Source organism: Shinella sp. S4-D37, assembly GCF_040812195.1.
In the GTDB taxonomy this organism is placed as follows: domain Bacteria; phylum Pseudomonadota; class Alphaproteobacteria; order Rhizobiales; family Rhizobiaceae; genus Shinella.
Genome location: NZ_JBFNXL010000005.1, coordinates 3,039,739 through 3,058,900, shown reverse-complemented (window position 1 = coordinate 3,058,900; position 19,162 = coordinate 3,039,739). Strand labels below are relative to the sequence as shown.

The 19,162-nt window shown below is 63.7% G+C and carries 14 protein-coding genes and 1 tRNA gene; 11 read left to right on the top strand and 4 right to left on the bottom strand.

Annotated elements, in window-relative coordinates; translation table 11 throughout:
• Both AB3G45_RS22510 and AB3G45_RS22505 read left to right on the top strand, forming a co-directional pair.
• Positions 1 to 912, top strand: coding sequence for an ABC transporter permease subunit (locus AB3G45_RS22510; protein ID WP_367832662.1), 912 nt, complete (start codon positions 1 to 3; stop codon positions 910 to 912).
• A gap of 4 nt (positions 913 to 916) precedes the next feature.
• A complete protein-coding gene (locus tag AB3G45_RS22505; protein WP_367832661.1) occupies positions 917 to 1,735 on the top strand; it encodes an ABC transporter permease subunit in 819 nt (272 codons plus the stop codon).
• Between the two features lie 15 nt (positions 1,736 to 1,750).
• Here AB3G45_RS22505 and AB3G45_RS22500 read toward each other — a convergent pair whose 3' ends face one another.
• Positions 1,751 to 3,592 carry an AsmA-like C-terminal region-containing protein gene (locus tag AB3G45_RS22500; RefSeq protein ID WP_367832660.1) on the bottom strand — a complete coding sequence of 614 codons (1,842 nt, stop codon included), beginning with the start codon at positions 3,590 to 3,592 and terminating at the stop codon, positions 1,751 to 1,753.
• A 182-nt stretch (positions 3,593 to 3,774) separates the two neighbouring features.
• On the opposite strand from AB3G45_RS22500, the gene AB3G45_RS22495 reads away from it, so the two are divergent.
• Positions 3,775 to 5,727, top strand: coding sequence for an acetoacetate--CoA ligase (locus AB3G45_RS22495; protein ID WP_367832659.1), 1,953 nt, complete (start codon positions 3,775 to 3,777; stop codon positions 5,725 to 5,727).
• A 246-nt stretch (positions 5,728 to 5,973) separates the two neighbouring features.
• Here the strand turns inward: AB3G45_RS22495 and AB3G45_RS22490 are convergent, their stop codons facing one another.
• Positions 5,974 to 7,641, bottom strand: a complete 1,668-nt coding sequence (locus AB3G45_RS22490; RefSeq protein ID WP_367832658.1) for an ABC transporter permease — start codon at positions 7,639 to 7,641, stop codon at positions 5,974 to 5,976.
• Between the two features lie 100 nt (positions 7,642 to 7,741).
• Positions 7,742 to 11,236 carry an ATP-binding protein gene (locus AB3G45_RS22485; protein WP_367832657.1) on the bottom strand — a complete coding sequence of 1,165 codons (3,495 nt, stop codon included), beginning with the start codon at positions 11,234 to 11,236 and terminating at the stop codon, positions 7,742 to 7,744.
• Positions 11,237 to 11,478: 242 nt separating this feature from the next.
• Between AB3G45_RS22485 and AB3G45_RS22480 the strand changes: the two genes are divergently transcribed.
• From AB3G45_RS22480 to AB3G45_RS22470, 3 genes are all read left to right on the top strand, one after another.
• Positions 11,479 to 11,928, top strand: a complete 450-nt coding sequence (locus AB3G45_RS22480; protein ID WP_367832656.1) for a phasin — start codon at positions 11,479 to 11,481, stop codon at positions 11,926 to 11,928.
• A gap of 150 nt (positions 11,929 to 12,078) precedes the next feature.
• Positions 12,079 to 12,155: transfer RNA gene (locus tag AB3G45_RS22475), tRNA-His, on the top strand.
• A 463-nt stretch (positions 12,156 to 12,618) separates the two neighbouring features.
• On the top strand, positions 12,619 to 13,908 hold the full coding sequence (locus tag AB3G45_RS22470; RefSeq protein ID WP_367832655.1) for a class I SAM-dependent DNA methyltransferase: 1,290 nt from the start codon (positions 12,619 to 12,621) through the stop codon (positions 13,906 to 13,908).
• Here AB3G45_RS22470 and AB3G45_RS22465 read toward each other — a convergent pair.
• Positions 13,849 to 14,505: an HNH endonuclease gene (locus AB3G45_RS22465; protein WP_367832654.1), complete on the bottom strand. Its 657-nt coding sequence runs from the start codon at positions 14,503 to 14,505 to the stop codon at positions 13,849 to 13,851. The genes AB3G45_RS22470 and AB3G45_RS22465 overlap by 60 nt on opposite strands.
• Positions 14,506 to 14,738: 233 nt before the next feature.
• Here AB3G45_RS22465 and AB3G45_RS22460 point away from each other — a divergent pair, with 233 nt between their 5' ends.
• From AB3G45_RS22460 to AB3G45_RS22440, 5 genes are read left to right on the top strand one after another with little or no spacing between them, the layout of a single operon-like run.
• Complete coding sequence (locus tag AB3G45_RS22460; protein WP_367832653.1) at positions 14,739 to 15,890, top strand: hypothetical protein; 1,152 nt, start codon at positions 14,739 to 14,741, stop codon at positions 15,888 to 15,890.
• Positions 15,887 to 16,570, top strand: a complete 684-nt coding sequence (locus AB3G45_RS22455; protein ID WP_367832652.1) for a hypothetical protein — start codon at positions 15,887 to 15,889, stop codon at positions 16,568 to 16,570. The genes AB3G45_RS22460 and AB3G45_RS22455 overlap by 4 nt, the downstream gene beginning before the upstream one ends.
• Entirely contained in the window at positions 16,567 to 18,504 is a 1,938-nt protein-coding gene (locus AB3G45_RS22450) for a DotA/TraY family protein (RefSeq protein ID WP_367832651.1), read from the top strand. The genes AB3G45_RS22455 and AB3G45_RS22450 overlap by 4 nt, the downstream gene beginning before the upstream one ends.
• Positions 18,501 to 18,677, top strand: a complete 177-nt coding sequence (locus tag AB3G45_RS22445) for a hypothetical protein (RefSeq protein ID WP_367832650.1) — start codon at positions 18,501 to 18,503, stop codon at positions 18,675 to 18,677. The genes AB3G45_RS22450 and AB3G45_RS22445 overlap by 4 nt, the downstream gene beginning before the upstream one ends.
• On the top strand, positions 18,674 to 19,159 hold the full coding sequence (locus AB3G45_RS22440; RefSeq protein ID WP_367832649.1) for a hypothetical protein: 486 nt from the start codon (positions 18,674 to 18,676) through the stop codon (positions 19,157 to 19,159). Before AB3G45_RS22445 ends, AB3G45_RS22440 begins: the two co-directional genes overlap by 4 nt.
• The last annotated feature ends 3 nt before the right edge of the window (positions 19,160 to 19,162 follow it).

Below are 19,162 nucleotides of genomic sequence, written 5' to 3'. Positions count from 1 at the left end.
ATGACCAAGCTCGGCTCCGCCATCTTCAGCCGCCTTGTCATCCTCATCCCCTATGCCTGGCTGCTGTTCTTCTTCCTCATCCCCTTCTTCATCGTCTTCCGCATCTCGCTGTCCACCACCGCGATCGCCCAGCCGCCCTACGAGCCCGCCTTCGCGCTGGCGGACGGGCTTTCCGGCATCGTCGCGAAGATCGGCCAGTTCAGCTTTGACAACTATCTCTGGCTCACCGAGGATGCGCTCTATCTCAACGCCTATCTGTCGAGCCTCTGGATCGCCGGCGTCTCCACCTTCATCACGCTCCTGATCGGCTATCCGATCGCCTACGGCATGGCGCAGGCGCCGCGCACGCTGCGCCCCACCTTGCTGATGCTCGTCATCCTGCCGTTCTGGACGAGCTTCCTGATCCGCGTCTATGCCTGGATCGCCATCCTGAAGCCGGAGGGCCTGCTCAACCAGTTCCTGATCGGCATCGGCATCATCGACGAGCCGCTGATCATCATCGGCACCAACTGGGCGATCTATATCGGCATCGTCTATTCCTACCTGCCCTTCATGGTGCTGCCGCTCTATTCGGCGCTGGAGAAGATGGACAACACGCTGATCGAGGCGGCGCAGGATCTCGGCTGCCCGCAGATATCGGCCTTCTGGAAGATCACCTTCCCGCTCTCCATTCCGGGCGTGGTGGCGGGCTGCATGCTCGTCTTCATCCCGGCGGTCGGCGAGTTCGTCATTCCGGACCTGCTCGGCGGGTCGCAGACGCTGATGATCGGCAAGACGCTGTGGAACGAGTTCAACGCGAACCGCGACTGGCCCGTCTCGGCCGCCGTCGCCACCATCCTGCTCCTCATCCTGGTCGTGCCCATCGTGTTCTTCCAGAATGCGCAGGCCAAGGCCGAAGAGCAGGAGAAGTAAGCCCATGAACACCTGGTCCCGTTTCAACATCGCCTCGGTCGTTCTCGGCTTCTCCTTCCTCTACCTGCCGATCGTGCTGCTGGTGATCTTCTCGTTCAACGAATCGAAGCTGGTCACCGTCTGGGCCGGTTTTTCGACCAAGTGGTACGTCTCGCTCTTCAACAACCAGGGCCTGATGGACGCCGCCTGGGTGACGATCCGCGTGGCGCTGCTGTCGGCGACCGTCGCGACGGTCCTCGGCACCATGGCGGCGCTGGCGCTGACGCGCTACACGCGCTTCCGCGGTCGGCTGCTCTTTTCCGGCATGGTCTATGCGCCGCTCGTCATGCCCGAGGTCATCACGGGCCTGTCGCTGCTCCTGCTCTTCGTCGCCATCGGCTTCGACCGTGGCTTCGTCACGGTGACGCTGGCGCACATCACCTTCTCGATGTGCTTCGTCACCGTCGTGGTGCAGTCGCGCCTGCTCTCCTTCGACCGTTCCGTCGAGGAGGCGGCGATGGACCTCGGCGCGACGCCGGTGAAGACCTTCTTCGAGGTGACGCTGCCGATCATCGCGCCGGCCGTGCTCTCCGGCTGGATGCTGGCGCTGACGCTCTCGCTCGACGACCTCGTCATCGCGAGCTTCACCTCCGGCCCGGGCGCCACGACCTTGCCGATGAAGATCTACAGCCAGGTGCGCCTCGGCGTGACGCCGGAGATCAACGCGGCCTGCACGCTGCTCATCGGCCTCGTCGCCGTCGGCGTCGTCATCGCCTCGATCATGACGAAGCGCCGCGAGGTGCAGCGCCTGCGCGACGAGCAGGCGGCCTTCGCCGGCCGTTGAGGCTGGGCAAGGACCCTACTGGCGGGGCTGCTGCCCCGTCAGGATGGAGATCGGCGAGATCACCGGTTCCGGCCACGAGCCGCCGACGAAGAAGCTGATCGCCGGCCTGACGACGGCGCCGGCATCGGCCTGCGGCCGGTCAGCGAGCGTGCCGGCCAGCGCCACGCTGCCGCTGCGATAGGGGATCATGCCGGACAGCGTCAGCAGCTTCTCGTTGCCCTCGATCTCTGCCTTGGTCAGTTCGGCAAGGCCCCGGTCGAGCTTGGCCTGCACATCGGCGCGCACGAAATCGAACGATCCGTCCGAGGCTTCGGAGAAGTTGAAGAAGGCGTTCTTCGCCGCCCGCTCCTCGAAGGCCCGCCGGTCGAAATGGGTGAGCGTGCCCGGCCCCATGGCCAGCCGGAACTGGCCGGACATGTCGGAGGCCGTCGTCGCCCAGAGCGGCCGGTCGGTCGACAGTTCGAAATCCGCCGAGCCGCGGCCCGCCGGCAGCGGCCCGGGCAGGGCGAGCGTGTTGACGATCGCGCCGATATCCACGTTGTTCAGCGACATCTGCAGGCGCCCGCCGCCGCTAAAACCCTGCTCGGTGAGCGCGATCCGCCCCGTCATGCGGCCGTCCAAAAACTGGCTGTCGCCGATATCGAAGGAGGCGCGGCCGTTTTCGATGCGTATGCCGGCGGCAAGGTCTTGCAGGGAGAAGGGGGAGAAATCCGCGCTCTTGGCGGAAAGCCTCAGGTCCATGCCGAACTGATGGATGAAGGCGGTGTCGATGCCGGTCGTCGCCTGGTCGTCGCCGGGAAGCGGCGAGAAGGCGGTGAGGAAGGCGCGAAGATCGATCCGGTCGAAGGCCAGCGTGCCGCCGACCTGCGGCAGGCCGTCCGGCGGCATGGTGAGGTCGAGCACGCCGGTCGCCTGCGCATCGTCGAGGGTCAGCTTGAGGTTTTCAAGCTTCGCCGTGTAGCCCGCCGTCGTCACCTTCGCCTCGGCATTGATATGGCCGAGATTGCCGACGGAGGGGATCTCCTTGCCCTGCCAGGCGAGGAGATGGCCGAGCGAGGGCGTCGACAGCGTCATGTTGCCGGCGATGAAGGCGTTCGTCGAAAGGTTGGCGATCCCCTCGAAGTTCATCGTCGTCGGATCGGCGGAAAGGTTGGTGCGCACGGTGGCATTGTGCCCGGCGAGCAGGGCGAGCGGCTGGTCGCAGTCGAGGGTCCAGCGGCTCATCTCGCCGTTGAGGATGCCCGAAAGCGTGAGGTCGAGCGGCCGCCTGAGGGCGGGCCAGTCGATGCTGCCGTTGATGTCCGAGATGCGGAAGGGCGCGCTGCCGTCGTCCTGCGCGACCTCGATGACCCCGTCGAACACGTTGATCGTGCCGATGCGCTCTTCCGGCAGTTCCGGTATCGCCTGGCCTTCCGGCACCGATTTGGCCGCGTCGATCGCCTGCATCAGCCAGCCGCTGTGGCGCCAGTTGAAGACGCCCTCGGCATCCCAGCCCACTCGGATCGTCGGCCGCATCAGGTCGAAATCGCCGAAGACGGGCTTGCCGCGCACCGCGCCGAACAGGTCGAAGCTGGCCGAGATGGTTTCGATATGGGCAAGCTCGCTCCTGTCGGCCGAAGCGACGATCCGCACATTGCCGAGCGTCACCCGCGGATAGGGCCAGAAGGCGAATTCCGCCGCATGGCCGATCTCGACATCGGCGCCCGTCCAGGCTTCGAGTGTGCGTTCGATCTCCTGGCCCACCGTGTCTGTCTGGACGAGGAAGGGAAAGCCGATACGCACGGCGGCAAACAGCAGCAGAACGACGAGAATTCCCCGCACGAGATGCCGTGACCGGATGAAAGGGGGAAGGGTCATTCGGGTGCGCGTCCTCTACCGGCGGCGTTCACATCGTTTCACGCGAACGGGGATAGGCGCTTGGGGCGAAGAAATCAAATGGCGCCACGGCGGAATTGCGCCCGGCAACGGCGCGAACCGGCGTTCGCCACTTTATACTGCGGCGCAACATGCTATACGAAAGCCATGGAGTGGAGGAAAGCATGACGTCAGAAATGCCCTTGTGGAAACCTTCGGCGGACATCCTGGCAACGAGCCCGATGGCCCTGTTCATGAAGGTCGGCAGCCGCATCGCCGGACGCGACCTGAAATCCTACGACGATCTGCACGCCTGGTCGGTGGAGGACCGAGCGGCGTTCTGGACCGCGATCTGGGAAGACGGCACGGTGATCGGCGAAAAGGGCGGCGTGGCGCTGGAGAACGGCGAGCGCATGCTGGAGGCCCGCTTCTTCCCCAAGGGCCGGCTGAATTTCGCGGAGAACCTCCTGAAGAAGACCGGCGAGGGCGATGCCATCGTCTTCCGCGGCGAGGACAAGGTCTCCTATCGCTGGTCGTGGGACGATCTTCGCGGCCGGGTCTCGAAGCTCCAGCAGGCCTTTGCGGCACTGGGCATACGCGAGGGCGACCGCGTCGCCGCCATGATGCCGAACATGCCGGAGACCATCGCCCTGATGCTCGCCGCCGCCTCGCTCGGCGCCATCTGGTCCTCCTGTTCGCCCGATTTCGGCGAGCAGGGCGTGCTCGACCGTTTCGGCCAGATCGAGCCGAAACTGTTCATCGCCTGCGACGCCTACTGGTATGCCGGCAAGCTGCAGGACGTTTCCGCCAAGGTGAAGGCCGTGGCCGAAAAGCTGGGTGCCCCCGTCGTGGTGGTGCATTATGCCGGCGAAGCCGAGGCGCTTGCGAGCGCCCTGCCGGACGGCCGCACGCTCGATGCGCTGATGGCGCCCTATGAGGCAAAGCCGCTCGCCTTCGCGCAACTGCCGTTCCGCCATCCGCTCTACATCCTGTTCTCGTCGGGCACGACGGGCGTGCCGAAATGCATCGTGCATTCGGCCGGCGGCACGCTGCTGCAGCACATCAAGGAACACCGCCTGCATTGCGGCCTCGTCGAAGGCGAGCGGCTGTTCTACTTCACCACCTGCGGCTGGATGATGTGGAACTGGCTGGTCTCCGGCCTTGCGGTCGGCGCCACGCTCTGCCTCTTCGACGGCTCGCCCTTCCATCCGGACGGCAACGTGCTGTTCGACTATGCCCGGGACGAGAAGTTCGCCGTCTTCGGCACTTCCGCCAAATATATCGACGCGGTGCGCAAGGGCGGCTTCACGCCGCGCACGACGCACGACCTTTCCAGCCTGCGGCTCCTCACCTCCACCGGTTCGCCGCTCTCGCCGGAAGGCTTCTCCTTCGTCTACGAGGGCATCAAGCCCGACGTGCAGCTTGCCTCCATTTCCGGCGGCACGGATATCGTCTCCTGCTTCGTGCTCGGCGTTCCGCTGCGGCCCGTCTGGCGCGGCGAGATCCAGGGGGCGGGCCTCGGCCTTGCCATGGATGTCTGGGACGAGGACGGCCGTCCGGTGCGCGGGGAAAAGGGCGAGCTGGTCTGCACCAGGGCCTTCCCCTCCATGCCGGTCATGTTCTGGAATGATCCGGACGGCGCGAAATATCGCGCCGCCTATTTCGAGCGCTTCGACAATGTCTGGTGCCATGGCGATTTCGCCGAATGGACCAGCCATGACGGCATCGTCATCCACGGCCGATCGGACGCGACGCTGAACCCCGGCGGCGTGCGCATCGGCACGGCGGAGATCTACAACCAGGTCGAACAGCTCGAAGAGGTCGCCGAAGCGCTGTGCATCGGCCAGGACTGGGACGACGACGTGCGCGTCGTGCTCTTCGTGCGTCTCGCCCCCGGCAAGGTGCTGGACGAGGCGCTGGAAAAGACGATCCGCACGAAGATCCGCACCGGCGCCTCGCCGCGCCATGTGCCGGCGAAGATCATCGCGGTCACGGACATCCCCCGCACCAAGTCGGGCAAGATCGTCGAGCTTGCCGTGCGCGAGGTGGTGCACGGCCGGCCGGTCAAGAACAAGGAGGCGCTCGCCAATCCGGAAGCGCTGGAGCTCTTCGCCGACCTTGCGGCGCTGAAATCGTGAGCGCCGCCAGCGTTAACGATTTCCGGCCTCGGCATTAACCAAGTTTTCGAAGTTGTGAACGAAAGGTTTGTGCCGGAACCGGCCAGGTAAGGATTTGTTAAGCCGGAATGGCGCAAGGTCGTGTCAACTTGAGCGCGCCCGATGACGGGCGTTCCGGTCGCACCCGACCCCGATGGCATGAAGCCGTTCACCACGCTTTTGTTGGACAGCATTCAACTATCGGGGCGGCATATGCCGCCCTCTTTTTTATCCGCCCTTCCGGTCGAGCGATCGCGAGACGAGGAAGACGGGAATGAGCCCGACCGCGACGATTATGACGGCCGGCACGCCGGCATCCTCCACCTTCGCCCGCGAGGCATCCTCGTAGACCAGCGTAGCCAGCGTGTTGAAGTTGAACGGGCGCAGCATGATCGTCGCCGACAGTTCCTTCATGGTCTCGATGAAGACGAGCAGCGCCGCCGTCAGCGTCGCCGGCCGCATCATCGGCAACAGCACGCTCCACAGCGTCTGGCTGCTGGTGCGCCCCAGCGTGCGTGCCGCCATGTCGAGGTGGGGCGAGAGCTTGTGGAAGCCCGCGTCGATCGTGCCTTCCGCCATGGTGAGGAAACGCACCGTGCAGGCATAGATGATGGCAAAGCCGGTGCCGGAGAGTAGGAGGCCGGTCGATATGCCGAACTGTGCGCGCAGGAACGCGTCGACCGCATTGTCGAAATTGGCGAGCGGGATGAGTACGCCCATGGCCAGCACCGTACCCGGCACGCCGTAGCCGAAGGAGGCGAAGCGCCCGGCGGCGGCATTCAGCCGCGAGCGCGTGGTGCGCGCGGCATAGGCCAGCAGGAAGGCGAGCAGCACGGCGACGAGCGCCGTCGAGCCCGAGACGAGGACGCTGTGCCAGAGCGCGGAGAGAAGGCGCGTGGAGGCGAACTGCTCCAGCCGGCGCGCCGCATAGCCGCCGAGCACGAAGACCGGAATGGCAAAGCCGATGACCGGCGGCAGGAGGCAGGCAAGGCTGGCCGCCCATTTCTTCCAGCCGGCAAGCTTCAGCCGCACGGAATCATGCACGGCCGCCGTCGTCTTCTGGCTGGAAAAGCGCTGCCGGCGGCGCGCAGCGCGCTCCACCATCATCAGGCAGATGACGAAGACCAGCATGACGCAGGCGATCTGCGCTGCCCCGGCAAGGCTGCCGCGGTTGAGCCAGGTATCGAAGATCGAGAAGGTGAGCGTCTGCACACCGAGATATTCCACCGCGCCGATATCGTTCAGCGTCTCCATGGCGACGAGCGTCAGCCCCACCATGATCGCCGGCCGCGCCATGGGGATCTGGATCCTCGCGAAGACTTTCAGCGGGCTCGCGCCGAGCGTGCGTGCGACGTCGGCCGCCGCCCGGCCCTGCATCAGGAACATCGAGCGGGCGGAGAGGTAGATATAGGGATAGAGCACGCTGGACAGGACCAGCATCGCCCCGCCCGTGGTGCGGACCTCGGGAAACCAGTAGTCGCGGCTCGACTGGAAGCCGAAGAGCGCGCGATAGGCCGTCTGCACCGGGCCGGTGAAGGAGAAGAACTCCGCGAACGCATAGGCGCCGAGATAGGCGGGAATGGCGAGCGGCAGCACCAGAAGGCCGGAGAACACGCGCCGCCCCGGAAACTCGCAGCTCGCCACCAGCCAGGCCGTGACGACGCCGACGATCGCCGTGATCGTGCTGACGCCGGCAAGCAGGATCAGCGTGCGCAGCGTGGCGCGCGGGATCACGTTGTTGAGGAGGTGCGGCCAGTTGTCGGTGCCGCCGGTCGCGGCGATGACGACGATGGCGATTGCCGGCATCAGAACGATGGCGGCTGCCAGTACGGCCGAGGCCGACAGGATCGGATGACGCCAGACGCCCGTCCTGCGGCCGAGGGGTTGTCCTGCCATGGTTTCGGAAGATGCCTGCAAGGCGTTCACCTCGGGATGACGGGTCTTCGGCGGGCAGCCTTCCGGCGCGCCTGCGTTCCCCCGCTCTAATCCAATCGGCTCAATCTGCCAACACGCGCGGCGAGGGAAAGATCACTTCGACCAACGTGCCCTCGTTCGGCGTGGAACTGATGGTGAAGTTCGCCCGGTTGGCATCGACCATCGCCTTGGTCAGCGGCAGGCCGAGGCCGGTGCCGTCGCCGCGTTTGCGCGCGCCCGTCGTCACCTGCCGGAAGGGCTTCATCGCCTGCTCCAGTTCGCTGCGCGTCATGCCGACGCCGGTGTCGCGGATGCGCAGCACGACGCTGCCGTTCGCCTCATAGGCCGTCGACACGACGATCTGCCCGCCCGAGGGGGTGAAGCGGATGGCGTTCGACAGGATGTTGAGCGCGATCTGCTTGATCGAGCGCAGGTCGGCGACGATCTGCGGCACGGTGGCCGAAAGCGAGGTGCGGATGATGACGCGCTGGGCGTTCGCCTGCGGCTGCACCAGCGAGACCGCCTCGGCGATCGTCTCGTTGAGGCCGACGGCGGTGAAGTCCAGCTCCATCTCGCCCGCCTCGATCTTGGAAATGTCGAGCAGGTCGTTGACGATATCGAGCACATGGCGGCCGGAGCGGCCGATGTCGTTGGCATATTCGATATAGCGCGGATGGCCGATCGGCCCGAAGCGCTCCGTCGCCATCATGTCGGAAAAGCCGATGATGGCATTGAGCGGGGTGCGGATCTCGTGGCTGACGCGGGCGAGGAAATCGCTCTTGTGGGCATTCGCCGTCTCGGCGGCGCGCTTGGCGTTGCGCAGTTCCTCTTCCGTGCGCTTCCACTGGGTGATGTCGCGGATGACGGCGCAATAGCCGGCCGAGGAGGAGAGGCGGCCCATGGTCATGAAGAGCGGGATGAAGCCGCCGGCCGCCTCGCGGCCGATGACCTCGCGCCCATCGTTGAGCACGCTCGCCACCCCGTGGCCGGCAAGCCCGGCGAGATAATCGAGCACCGCCTTCTGGCTTTCATGGGCGAAGAGCATGGCGAAGGGCCGCCCGCGCGTCTCGTCCTCGTCATAGTTGAAGAGGGCGCTGGCCGAGCGGTTCATCGAGCGGATGTCGCCCTCCTGCCCGACGACCACGACGCCGTCGGTCGCCGTTTCGAGGATGGAGCGCAATTCGCTGACCTCGACGCGCAGCGCCGCTGTCGCCTGGTCGGCATTGCGCTCCTCGGCTTCCGCCGTCGGTGCAGGTCCGGTCTCGACGAGCGAAAGGGCGGGCCGGGCGTGCAGCGGCGTCAGCGCCAGCATCAGCGCCGTGCCGTCTTCCCAGCGGATGGACTGGAGGCGGGCGTGCACCGGGCTGGTGCTTTCGCCGTCGGCATGGCGCAGCAGCATCGTGCCGTCGCCGTCCACCGCGGCCTCGTCGGGGCCGGCCAGGAGGATATCGAGCCCGCCCGAGGCTTCGAGGTCCTCAAGGCCCGCATAGCCGGTCAGGCGGAAGAATTCCGGATTGGCATGGATGAGCCGGTCGCCGACATGCACCAGCAGAGCGACGGGCAGCACGTCGACGACGGTGGCGGTGAGGCCGTAGTCCATCTGCCGGCGGGGCGGGGCGATGGCCGTGCGCGCCTCGGCCTGCGTCTCGCTGAGGAGATCGTCGGCATGCGGGCCGACTTCGAGGCCGGGCACTTCCGCATCGGCTTCGCCGGCTGTGGGCAGGACGGCGGCCGTTTCGTCCGCCGGGCTTTCCGGCCGGGCGTCGGGGATTGTCTCGTCCGGGCGGTCCTCCGGCTTGCGCTTGCCGAAGGTCTCGCCGAGCTGGCGGGCGATCTCGCGGAAAGCGGCCTGCTCGCCGGTGGAAAGGCCGTCGAAGAGGCCGCTGCGATTGCGCCGGGTCTCAAGCTGCACGATCTTGTCGGACTGGCGGCGGGCCGGGGTCTCGACAAGGCGCAGCGCCGGGCGTTCGCCGCGGAAGGCATCCTGTTCGTCCTCGACGGGTGTCGCTTGCGTATCCTCACGATCAGCAGAGGCTGCTTCCGCCGCATCTTCCGTTTCGGCGGTTTCCTGCGTTGCGCGGACTTCCTCGTCTACCGCGTCCGCGACCGGCTCCGCCGTCACGTCCAGCGCCTCCGCCGCGCTCTCCAGCAGCGTGCCGGTTTCTTCGGCGAAGACCTCCTCCACCTCGGCGTCCTGATCGTCCGCGCTCATGCCGAGCGCCAGGCCGCGGGCGTGCGGATCCTGGGCCGCATCGGCGATGCGCACGATGCCGAAGCCGCGGAAACCGTCGAATTCCCGGTTGCGCGAATAGGTCGGCAGGGCGGCAAGGTCGACCGGCACGACAAGGGCGGTGCCCTCGGCCGGCCACAGGATCGTCTTGCCGGACCAGGTGTCGCGGCGGCGCAGCAGGTCGCCGATCTTGCCCTCGGGGTCGAGGTCGAACCGCGCGGCGACGTCGGCAAAGCGCTCGCCGGCGATCGCGGCGGCGCGCGGGCCGAGGGCGGCGGCGAACTCGTCCGAAATCTCGCTGAACCGGCCCTCTGCGTCGATCTTCCAGACGAACCGGATCGGCCGGCCCTGCGGGTTGAAGCTGAAGCCGGTTATTGCCCTGTCCGCCTCGCCATGATTCACGGCCGACCCGTCCGCCTGCGCCTCCTGCCCGGCGTCGTCGTCCGGCGCGCTTTCGGCTGGCGTCTCGGCCTGCGCCAGACCGTCATCGGAGGCCTGTGCGTCGCCGGCGTCCTCGATGAGGATGGCTTCGGGTTCGCAGGCCGGCTCCACCGCCTCGACGACCTGCTCTTCCTCCACCGGCGCCTCCAGGGCGGGCGGCGGGAGCTCGGTGTCCACGGCCGCTTCGGCCGGCGTCCCGGCGACGGGCTCCGCGCTGTCCTCGTCCGGATCGAGATGGCCGAGGATCGTTTCGACGGCGAAGAGCAGGTGGAGCGGCGGATCGGCGGCGATGCGTCCGATGGCGGCGGGAAGGTGGCCGCGGCCGGTGGCGATCGGCCGCTTGACGAGGCGCTCGGTGCTGCGTCCGGCGGCCTCGACGAGGGCGCGGCGCGTCTCCGGGCTGATGGAGAGGCCGTCGAACCCGCCCGACGCGGCGACGATTGCGCCGGTGCCGTCGAGCACGGCCATGTGCGTGTCCGGGTCGTCGAAGCCGGTCAGCATCGCGGCGGCCGCCTCTTGCGGGCTCTGCCGGCCGTCGCCGACGGGCGCGCTGAACAGGATCGCGTCGTCGCCGGGGCGGATCGTCACGCCCTCGACGGCGGCCGTCACCGGCACGCTGCGAAAGCCGCTGCCGATGCGCATGAGAAAGGTGCGGCGATCGCCCGGCGCCTGCACCTGGCGGGCGGTCGAAGCCAGCTGGCGAAAGGCGACGTCGGCGCGGTCCGCCCCGGCATCGAGGAAATCGTAGATATTGTCATGGCCGAAGAGGGCGGCGCCCCGGCCGTTCGACCAGAGCACGCGGGCCATGTCCCTGGAAAACAGCACGACCGCCTCGCCTCTTGCGAAAGGCAGGCGCACCCGTTCATGGACGGCGACGTCGATAAAGGGATACTGCTTTGCGGACATGTTCGGGCCTGTGTCTCAATCCGGCGTCCCGGCTTTCGATTAACGCTTTATTAATAGCGGCGCACAGGCGGAGGGTCCAGCGCCCGGCCCGCAAAGGCCCGGGCTTTCGGGCGGAAGGGTTAACGGCCTCATGATTTATTGTGCACCGCACAATTTTGTTGCAATGCGAAATAGGATCGACTATATAGAGGCCATCCAAGAACACGGCGCCTCTGGAGAGGGCCAAACCAAGGAGCGCAGACATGGCTACCAAGAAGATCGACGACGTATTCTCCATCGCATCCATCGACCCGAGCAAGTTTTCCGAGAGCTTCCGCGAATTCGCCGAAAAGGGCGCCGCGCAGACCAAGGAAGCCTATGCCAAGATGAAGGAAGCGGCCGAGGACGCCAGCAAGACCGTCGAGGCGACATTCGAAAGCGCCCAGGCCGGCTCCGTAGAACTCGGCCTCAAGGCCATCGAGGCGCTGCGCACCAATGCCGAGAACTCGCTTTCGCACATGGAAGCCCTGCTCGGCGTGAAGTCCGTTTCCGAACTCTTCGAACTGCAGACTGCCTTCCTGCGCAAGCAGGCCGAAGTCGCCGTCGAGCAGGCCAAGACCCTGCAGGAAACCTCCAAGAAGGTTGCCGAGAAGGTTTCGGCCCCCGGCAAGTCTGCCGCCGAGAAGGCCATGAAGTCCTTCAAGGCCGTCTGATCCGGGCGATGGCGCGGTTTTCCGCGATGTGATAGAATGGCCGGGCGATCGTCCGGCCGTTTTCGTTTGTGCAAAGCCTTTAAAAAAAGGCTTGAAAAATGGTGCGGCTGCCCGTATGTGACGCACCAAGCGCGGTCGACGCGCCCTTGTGCGGTTGTAGCTCAGTTGGTTAGAGCGCAGGTTTGTGGCACCTGAGGTCGTAGGTTCGATTCCCACCAACCGTACCATTCCCCTCTCCCAGAAAGTCCAATAGTCACGAGGACTTACCGGGAGAGGGGAAGTTCCTCTCGGCAAACGATGCCACTCCGCTGCAAATCGATAGCGCTTGTGGAACACATCTGGAACATCTTCCTTGTTTCGCCGATCAGTCTGCCGGTGATTTCGTGGTGCCCGTGGGCTAGTCTAAAATCTTGCAAATGCCCTTTAGAACGAAACGCAATAACCGTTCTAGGCTCACGACGTGAGGCGTTTGGTCGTCATGCAAGCAAATTCCACCACGAGCGTGAGAGTAGGAAGGATTTGCGTGACATCAGGCCGGGGCCATGCAGCCTAGCTTGGCCAAATGGTCATTGAGTGCGGCATTGAACTCGCGCGGTACGTCCACAGATTTTTCAGCCGCCAAGCCCGGACGAATCCTTCAATTTCTGTCAAAGTGCCCAAGTATCGAGGATTCTGAATACGGACACCCCAATGAAGCAACGCGCCAAGCTCACAAGGTTCGCCGAGAAGCGGAGCGATGACCTGAACAAATTCTACACGCGGTCAGCAGTAGGGCAATTGTTGTGCGATCATCTTGATATAACGCAGCCCCGATCAGTGATTGATTTAGGTGCTGGCGAAGGCTCGCTCTCCGTCGCGGTGGCGGAGCGGTGGCCTGACGCATCTTTTGTGGCGGTCGATATCGACCCGTCGTCCGCTCCTAGCCTGAAGGAAAGACTGAACGCGCTGGGCGTAGAGCGTCATGAGCATTTCCTTAGCGACGTGTTATCGACGAAACTGGAATCGGTGGGGGGGCACGGTGAATTTGATCTGGCGGTTTGTAATCCTCCTTTTTTCCGTCCTGGCTGGAGGCGTGAGTTTACTGATTTTTTGGATGCTGCCAATCTTGGACAAGCGGTTCCGAACCAAGAGGTTAATGCTGAGGAAGTTTTCCTCGCGCAAAACATACTCGCGCTGCGAGATGGTGGCACATTGGCGGTCATTGTCCCTGATGGTATGATGACCGCTAGGCGCAGCCAGCGTCTGCGTCGCGCTCTGCTACTACAGCATTCCGTAGAGACAGTTATTCAACTACCGAACAACGCCTTTCAAGATACCGACGCTTATTGCTTCATCATGATCCTGAAAAAGGGTGCCGGACCATCAAAGGAAGTGAAGCTTCTCCAATACCATAAGAAGACAGGTCTTTCGGAGGCAATTATTGTCTCTGCCGCCGCGGCTGAATCCAGAATGGATTTTGACTATCACGTCACCCATCGGTCCTCCCCCAACGATGCTCTCACGCTGAGGATGCTGGGAGCCGACATTCGAAGGGGATCGCTGAATTCGGTCGAGCTAAGAGCTGCTGACTATTCAACCTTTCACACCAATGGATATGACAGGCCCATCCTAAACCTTGAGGGAGAAATCCCTGAGGAAATTGCGAAAAAGGTCGTTGTCGCGGAGCCGGGGGACATACTTGTCGCGCGGATCGACCGAAACTTTCACAAAAAGGTTGCGATTGTCGAAGCTGGGCGGGCTGCCATTACCGACTGCGTATATCGCGTTCGTATTCCAGAGGCATTTCAACAGGCAGTCTTTACGGCCTTGCGTTCTCCTGAGGGGGAAGCAGTGCTAAAGGCATCCTCGAAGGGTGTCAGCGCAAGACTTCTGGGCAAAAGCGACTTTCTTGACCTTCCGTTGCCTGTCGAGGGCAATGAGTTAAGGCTTCTTGCCAAAGAACTGGGTGAGAAACGAGAAAGCTTCCCGCTTTTGCTCTAATCCGGCGGCCTGAAGGATGGCGATCACATTGACCTTTCCTGTCGCTCCATCCCAGAAATTCTTCTTCATCACCTGATGACGTCCGCATAGAGCCTGCCATTGCTCAGGATTATTGGGATCGGAATTCGGATCGACTGAATGTGGGGTGACGTGATCGGGGGTGAGCTTAACGGTTCCGCCGCCGATCGGATCGATCGCGCCTTCTTCACGTTTGCACGGGAGTCCGTCTTCCTTCCATTCACAGGCGTGGCCGGCTCGCTCAAGGACGGTATTCCATGTCGCCTTGCTTGGCCTCACGCGTTTGGCCGCGGTTGCCCTTTGCTCGATGCTTGCAAGGCAGTATTCTTGCGGTGTCAGAGCGCTCCAGTCTCGATTGGACAGAATGGTGTATCCAGCGTCGGTACGAAGTTCGGACAGACGCTGATGCCAATTCTCAGGTTCTTTGCCAGTCACGGGATCACGAGCAACCCGAATGATTTGCTCCCGCGTGACGACGAGACCAACATTCGCGACGAAGAAGGCCTCAAGTCGCTTCCGAACAGAGCTTTGCGTGTATACCGTTTCGTCCGAACTGTAGATTTTCTCTAATGGAATCACGATGCGCTCCCCGACATAGCCGCGGAGTGTCGAATGGTATGGTTAACCGACAGTTAATTGTGTGGTTCGAATTGAGCGCAGAAATTGTCTTACGGAGCGCGGCCCCGCCAGACCCTCGGAGAGCCGACACTATGACCGAAGGGAATAGTGGTAGTCGGTCACTACAGTCATTTTTTCCCTTTTAGCCGGCAGGTTTTGGGGGCACGCTTGGGTCATTCCTTCGAGTGCCTGCCATGGCTTATCAGTTCGTTCATCTCGAATCCTGGAGCCGCAAAGCCGACGACAAGGGCCGCTCCACGGATTTCATTTTCGATGAGGCCTCCCGAAAGCCTATCGCGTCTGTCCACGTCGCCGAGCCGAGACCGCCGACCGTAATTTACGGCGTCGGCGTGGATGAAGTCCGTCAGATGCACGACACGGCGGCCGCTGCGGCGATGACACCTGGCGCGCGCGGCAAATTGCGAAAGATCGCCTCCACGCAAAAAACGCTGCACACGGTCGTAGCCTCGCATCCATACACCGTTGAAGAGGTCTGCGCCGATCCGAGGAAGGCGGCGGAAGTCCGGGACTGGGAGCGGCGCACGGTTGCCTGGCTCAAGCGGCAGTACGGCCCTGCGCTCAAATCCGTCATTCGCCACACTGACGAACAGCAATGGCATATCCATGCTTATGTGCTGCCGACCCATGATCCCGAAATGCGTGCGGGGGCATATCATCCCGGCGCTGTTGCGAAGCGGGCGATAAAGGCGGCCGGTGCCCGTCCCGACGAAGACGGCAAGGCGCTCAATAAAAGAGCCGATGCCGCATACAAAGCCGCTATGAGGGACTGGCAAGACTCGTATCACGAGGCGGTTGCCATGCCCTGTGGCCTCACACGGCTCGGCCCTGCCCGCCGTCGGCTCACACGCGAGGAATGGAAGGCCGAGCAAGCCCAGGCGAAGGCGCTCAGGGTCGCCGTTGACCGGGCGGAAGCGGTGAAGCGGCAAGGGCAAGCGTACATCGACCGTACGAGGGCGGAGGCTCAGGCGATCAAGGTGGATGCCGCGCAGGTCAAAGCCTCTGCTGACCGCCTTACAGGTTTCGGCGGGGCCGTGCGCGCTGTCGTAGACGGTATTCAAGAGTCTCGCATCCGTGCCGAAATCCGCCGTGACTTCGCCCACGATCTCGCCACCGCGAGAGCCGCGGCGGCGAAGGCGAAGTCCGAAGTGGAGAGGGAACGAGCTTCACGTCGCGAGGTCGAGAAAACAGCCGCCAATGCCCGCTACACAGCACGCCAGTCCGCCGCGCGCCTCGCCGCGGCCCAGCAAGAAATTCGGCGCCTTTCTTCGGCACTGGCGGCCGCTTTGAACGAACCCACACCAACACCAGGAGGGATGACGCTATGACAACGGGACAAAGAATTTTCCGGAAGAACGCATTCGCTACTCTCCGCGACATGGGAATGCCTCACCTCGATCCAGCGCACGGCGCCGCGGTTGAGGCCGTTCGTTGGTGTCTCACTGTGCGCGGGCGGCCGACGCATCATCGGCAGACGTTTCTTGAGCGCGAATCTCCTGCGTTGCTCGCTTACTTAGAAAGGCTCGCCACGTCGGCAGACTCTGCGACCTGGCGGACGCTAGAGGAACGCATTCGCCTGCATGCGGAAGTGCTCGCGAAGATGGATATGCCGCCGTGTCGGCGGCCTTGGCTCGCGGCGATCTGGCACACTCTCCCCGAGTTGGCGGCCCTCGGACAGTACCTACTCGATCGACAAGCCGAAAAGGACGCGCCCGCTCCAGACGCCTCGCCGGTCCCCGCCGACAATCCGGGAGGGGACGACGGCAAGGGAAGCGGTGACAAGACGGGCTCGGCGGGGACGAAGGCAAAGCCCCAGCCATCGTCGCGGCTGGCTCTTCCCGCCGTGCCGGTCACGTTGACGGTGGCCGAAAAGAAGGCCCTCGACCTTGCTGAGGATACCGAGCCCGCCGACACGAAGGAAGAAACGCCCGATGGTCCTAGCGGCGCTGATGGCGACGGCGGTCCCGGAGGCATGGGTGGCCCAGGTGGCAAGGGAGGCAAGAAATGATCGACATTCTTGCTGAACCGTCCTCGACAAATCTGGCGTGGCAATGGGTTTCGGCCGTCCTGCCCGGGGACGGGGCATCGCCGTGGGGTCGCACGTTTCAGGTCGGCACATCGGTCCTGTTCTTTTTAGGCGGGCTGGGCCTTGCGTATAGCGTCGTAGCCGGAATTGTTTCGAGTGCATACACGGGCAAAGTGCTGGGCGACAGATGGCATCAGATATGGTCGCCGTTGCGTATCGTCCTCGGCCTCGGTCTGTTGTGTCCGATGCCCTCGACGGGTTTTTCCCCAGTGCATTATCTCTTGCGAGATGTCGTGGCGCGGGGTGGCATTAACGTCGCAGATGCGACGTGGAATACTTTCGTCGGTGTCGTTGCCAAGGATGCCGTTCCGATCGTTCCGGTTTCGGCGAACGGTTCGATGGTCGCCATGGCGATATTGCGGCATGAGGTTTGTGCTGCCGTGTACAATCAGGCGGGATCGTCGTGGGGGTGGACGGCCTCGGTTCCTGCCACCCCGGGTCTCGACGTGGCAGGTGTAACGGTCTGGAACTATGGCGCGACCTGCGGCCGCTTTTCTTACTCGATTCCTGAAGGGCGGGCCGATTTCGTGAACGCTCGACGGGCGGCGGTGGCGGAAATTATTTCCGCTGTCCGATCGGAAGCCGAGCGGTATGCAAAGCTTGCCGCTGAAACGTCTGGGCTCTCTTCCGCTGACGGTGCCAAGAATGCGGTTTCGTCGGGCATCCTATCGCCGAGGCTGGTGCAGGACATTCGCGCCGCTGGCGCTAGGTTCGATGCCGCGATTGTCGCCGCGGCGAAAGCCGAAGTCACAGCGATGGACACTTCTTCGCGGTCGAAACTTGTTGAAGCGGCAAAACAGGACGGATTCCTCACCGCGGGCATGTATTGGCGAGGTCTGGCGCAAATATCCGAACTCACGACGAGCCTCACGAACGAGCGTCTAGACGACACGCTGCCGCGAATCGATGGGGATTTCGGGGGAGCCTTGGATAGGGCGTTTTCCGCGCTCGCGCTCCAGGTGTCGGGCGAGGCAGAGCGCGAGAATCTGACAGCAAATGACTTCGCAGCCGCGGGCGATGAAACTGCGGACTTTCTGACTAAGTTGCTCGGCGGTGTTGCTCGTGACATGGCCGAGTGGTCGGGCTCATCGGGCTCCGAGGGGAGCGCTATGGCGGGATTGATATCTTCGGGTCACGCCATGATTGCCGCGGGTTGGGGTGTCATTGCGGCAGGAGCGGGCGCGGCGGCGCTTGCGGGCAACGCTATCACGCGATTCTTCGGGGCGGCCGGTGTGGATTGGCTCTTGGATTGGTCAAAATACGTTGTGGGTGCGCTGATGGTCATTGGCAGCCTTCGCGCTTATGTGATTCCGCTGATGCCGTTCATTTTCATGTTCATGGCGGGCATGGCGGTTCTTTCAGCTCTCATAGAAGCCATGATCGCGCTGCCGTTGTGGGCGCTGAAGTGGCTAAGGATGGACAACGGCGGCGACTTCGCGGGCGAAAGCGTCCGCATGGGCCTGCTCTTGATCGTCAACATCGCGCTCCGCCCAGCGTTGGCGGTGTTCGCACTTTGCGCGGCGTATCCGGTTTTTGACGCAACTTTGGGAACGCTCGATCAACTCTTCGCGACCGCGTTTTTGGGGCAGACGGGCGGGCACGTCGTCGGCCTCGTCGGCATTCTCGTTATGACGGGCATGCACATGTACCTCGTCTGGTTCGCCTGCATGAAAGGGTTCGGGCAAATCTGGAGCCTTCCGGATCGCGTGCTTGCATGGACAGGGCAACCAGGATCGGGCGGCGAGGCTAGCCTGACCTCAGGCGCTTTCGGCGGAATGCTTGCGCTTGCCGGACGCGGAGGATTGCCGAAGACTGGTCTAAGGGCGCTGTCCGCCGCGGGAGGAAAAACGAAATGAAGAAACTGGCACTCTGGACGGCTGGCGGGCTCGGGCTAGCGACGGTTTGCGGCATCGCGGGGCTGGCGCATCTCTCTGCCACGGTCGTCACGTTGACCGTGTTTTGCACGTTGCCCGGGCTCCTTAGCATTGCACTCGACGCGTTGCCGAACATCTGGAAAGCGCGCGAATGAGAAGCCTTTTAGCAATGGCCGCGTTGGCACTGGCGGCATCGATCGTGGGGGGCGGTTACGCGCTGGCCGATCCCGTCTATGTCTGGCGGCCGTCTGAGGGCCAGAAAGCTGGCCAAATCCTTCCGGCTACTGCCTTCGCTCCGCCGCCAGAGACGGGCGACGGCGTGGACTTCCGAAGTGCGGATTACGGGTCGATCCCGAGCTACGAAACGCGCTCGGTCGCTCTAGCGATAGGTGATTTTCTGTCCGTACCGGTTCCCGCCGCCTTCGGCTTCAATGGGTGTCGGGTATTGAACGACACCGCGAACCGCGCCCCCAGCAATTGGGTTTCTGTGTCGATTGCGGGCGTGGCCGGAAAATACAATGTCGCCATCCAGGCGGTCGCTTCGGGCCGTCTGCAATTGACGGTCATGTGCGCCACAAAAACAGGCGCCGACGTGGAAACCTTGCTCCACGAATACTTAGATTTGACCATTTCATGAGGC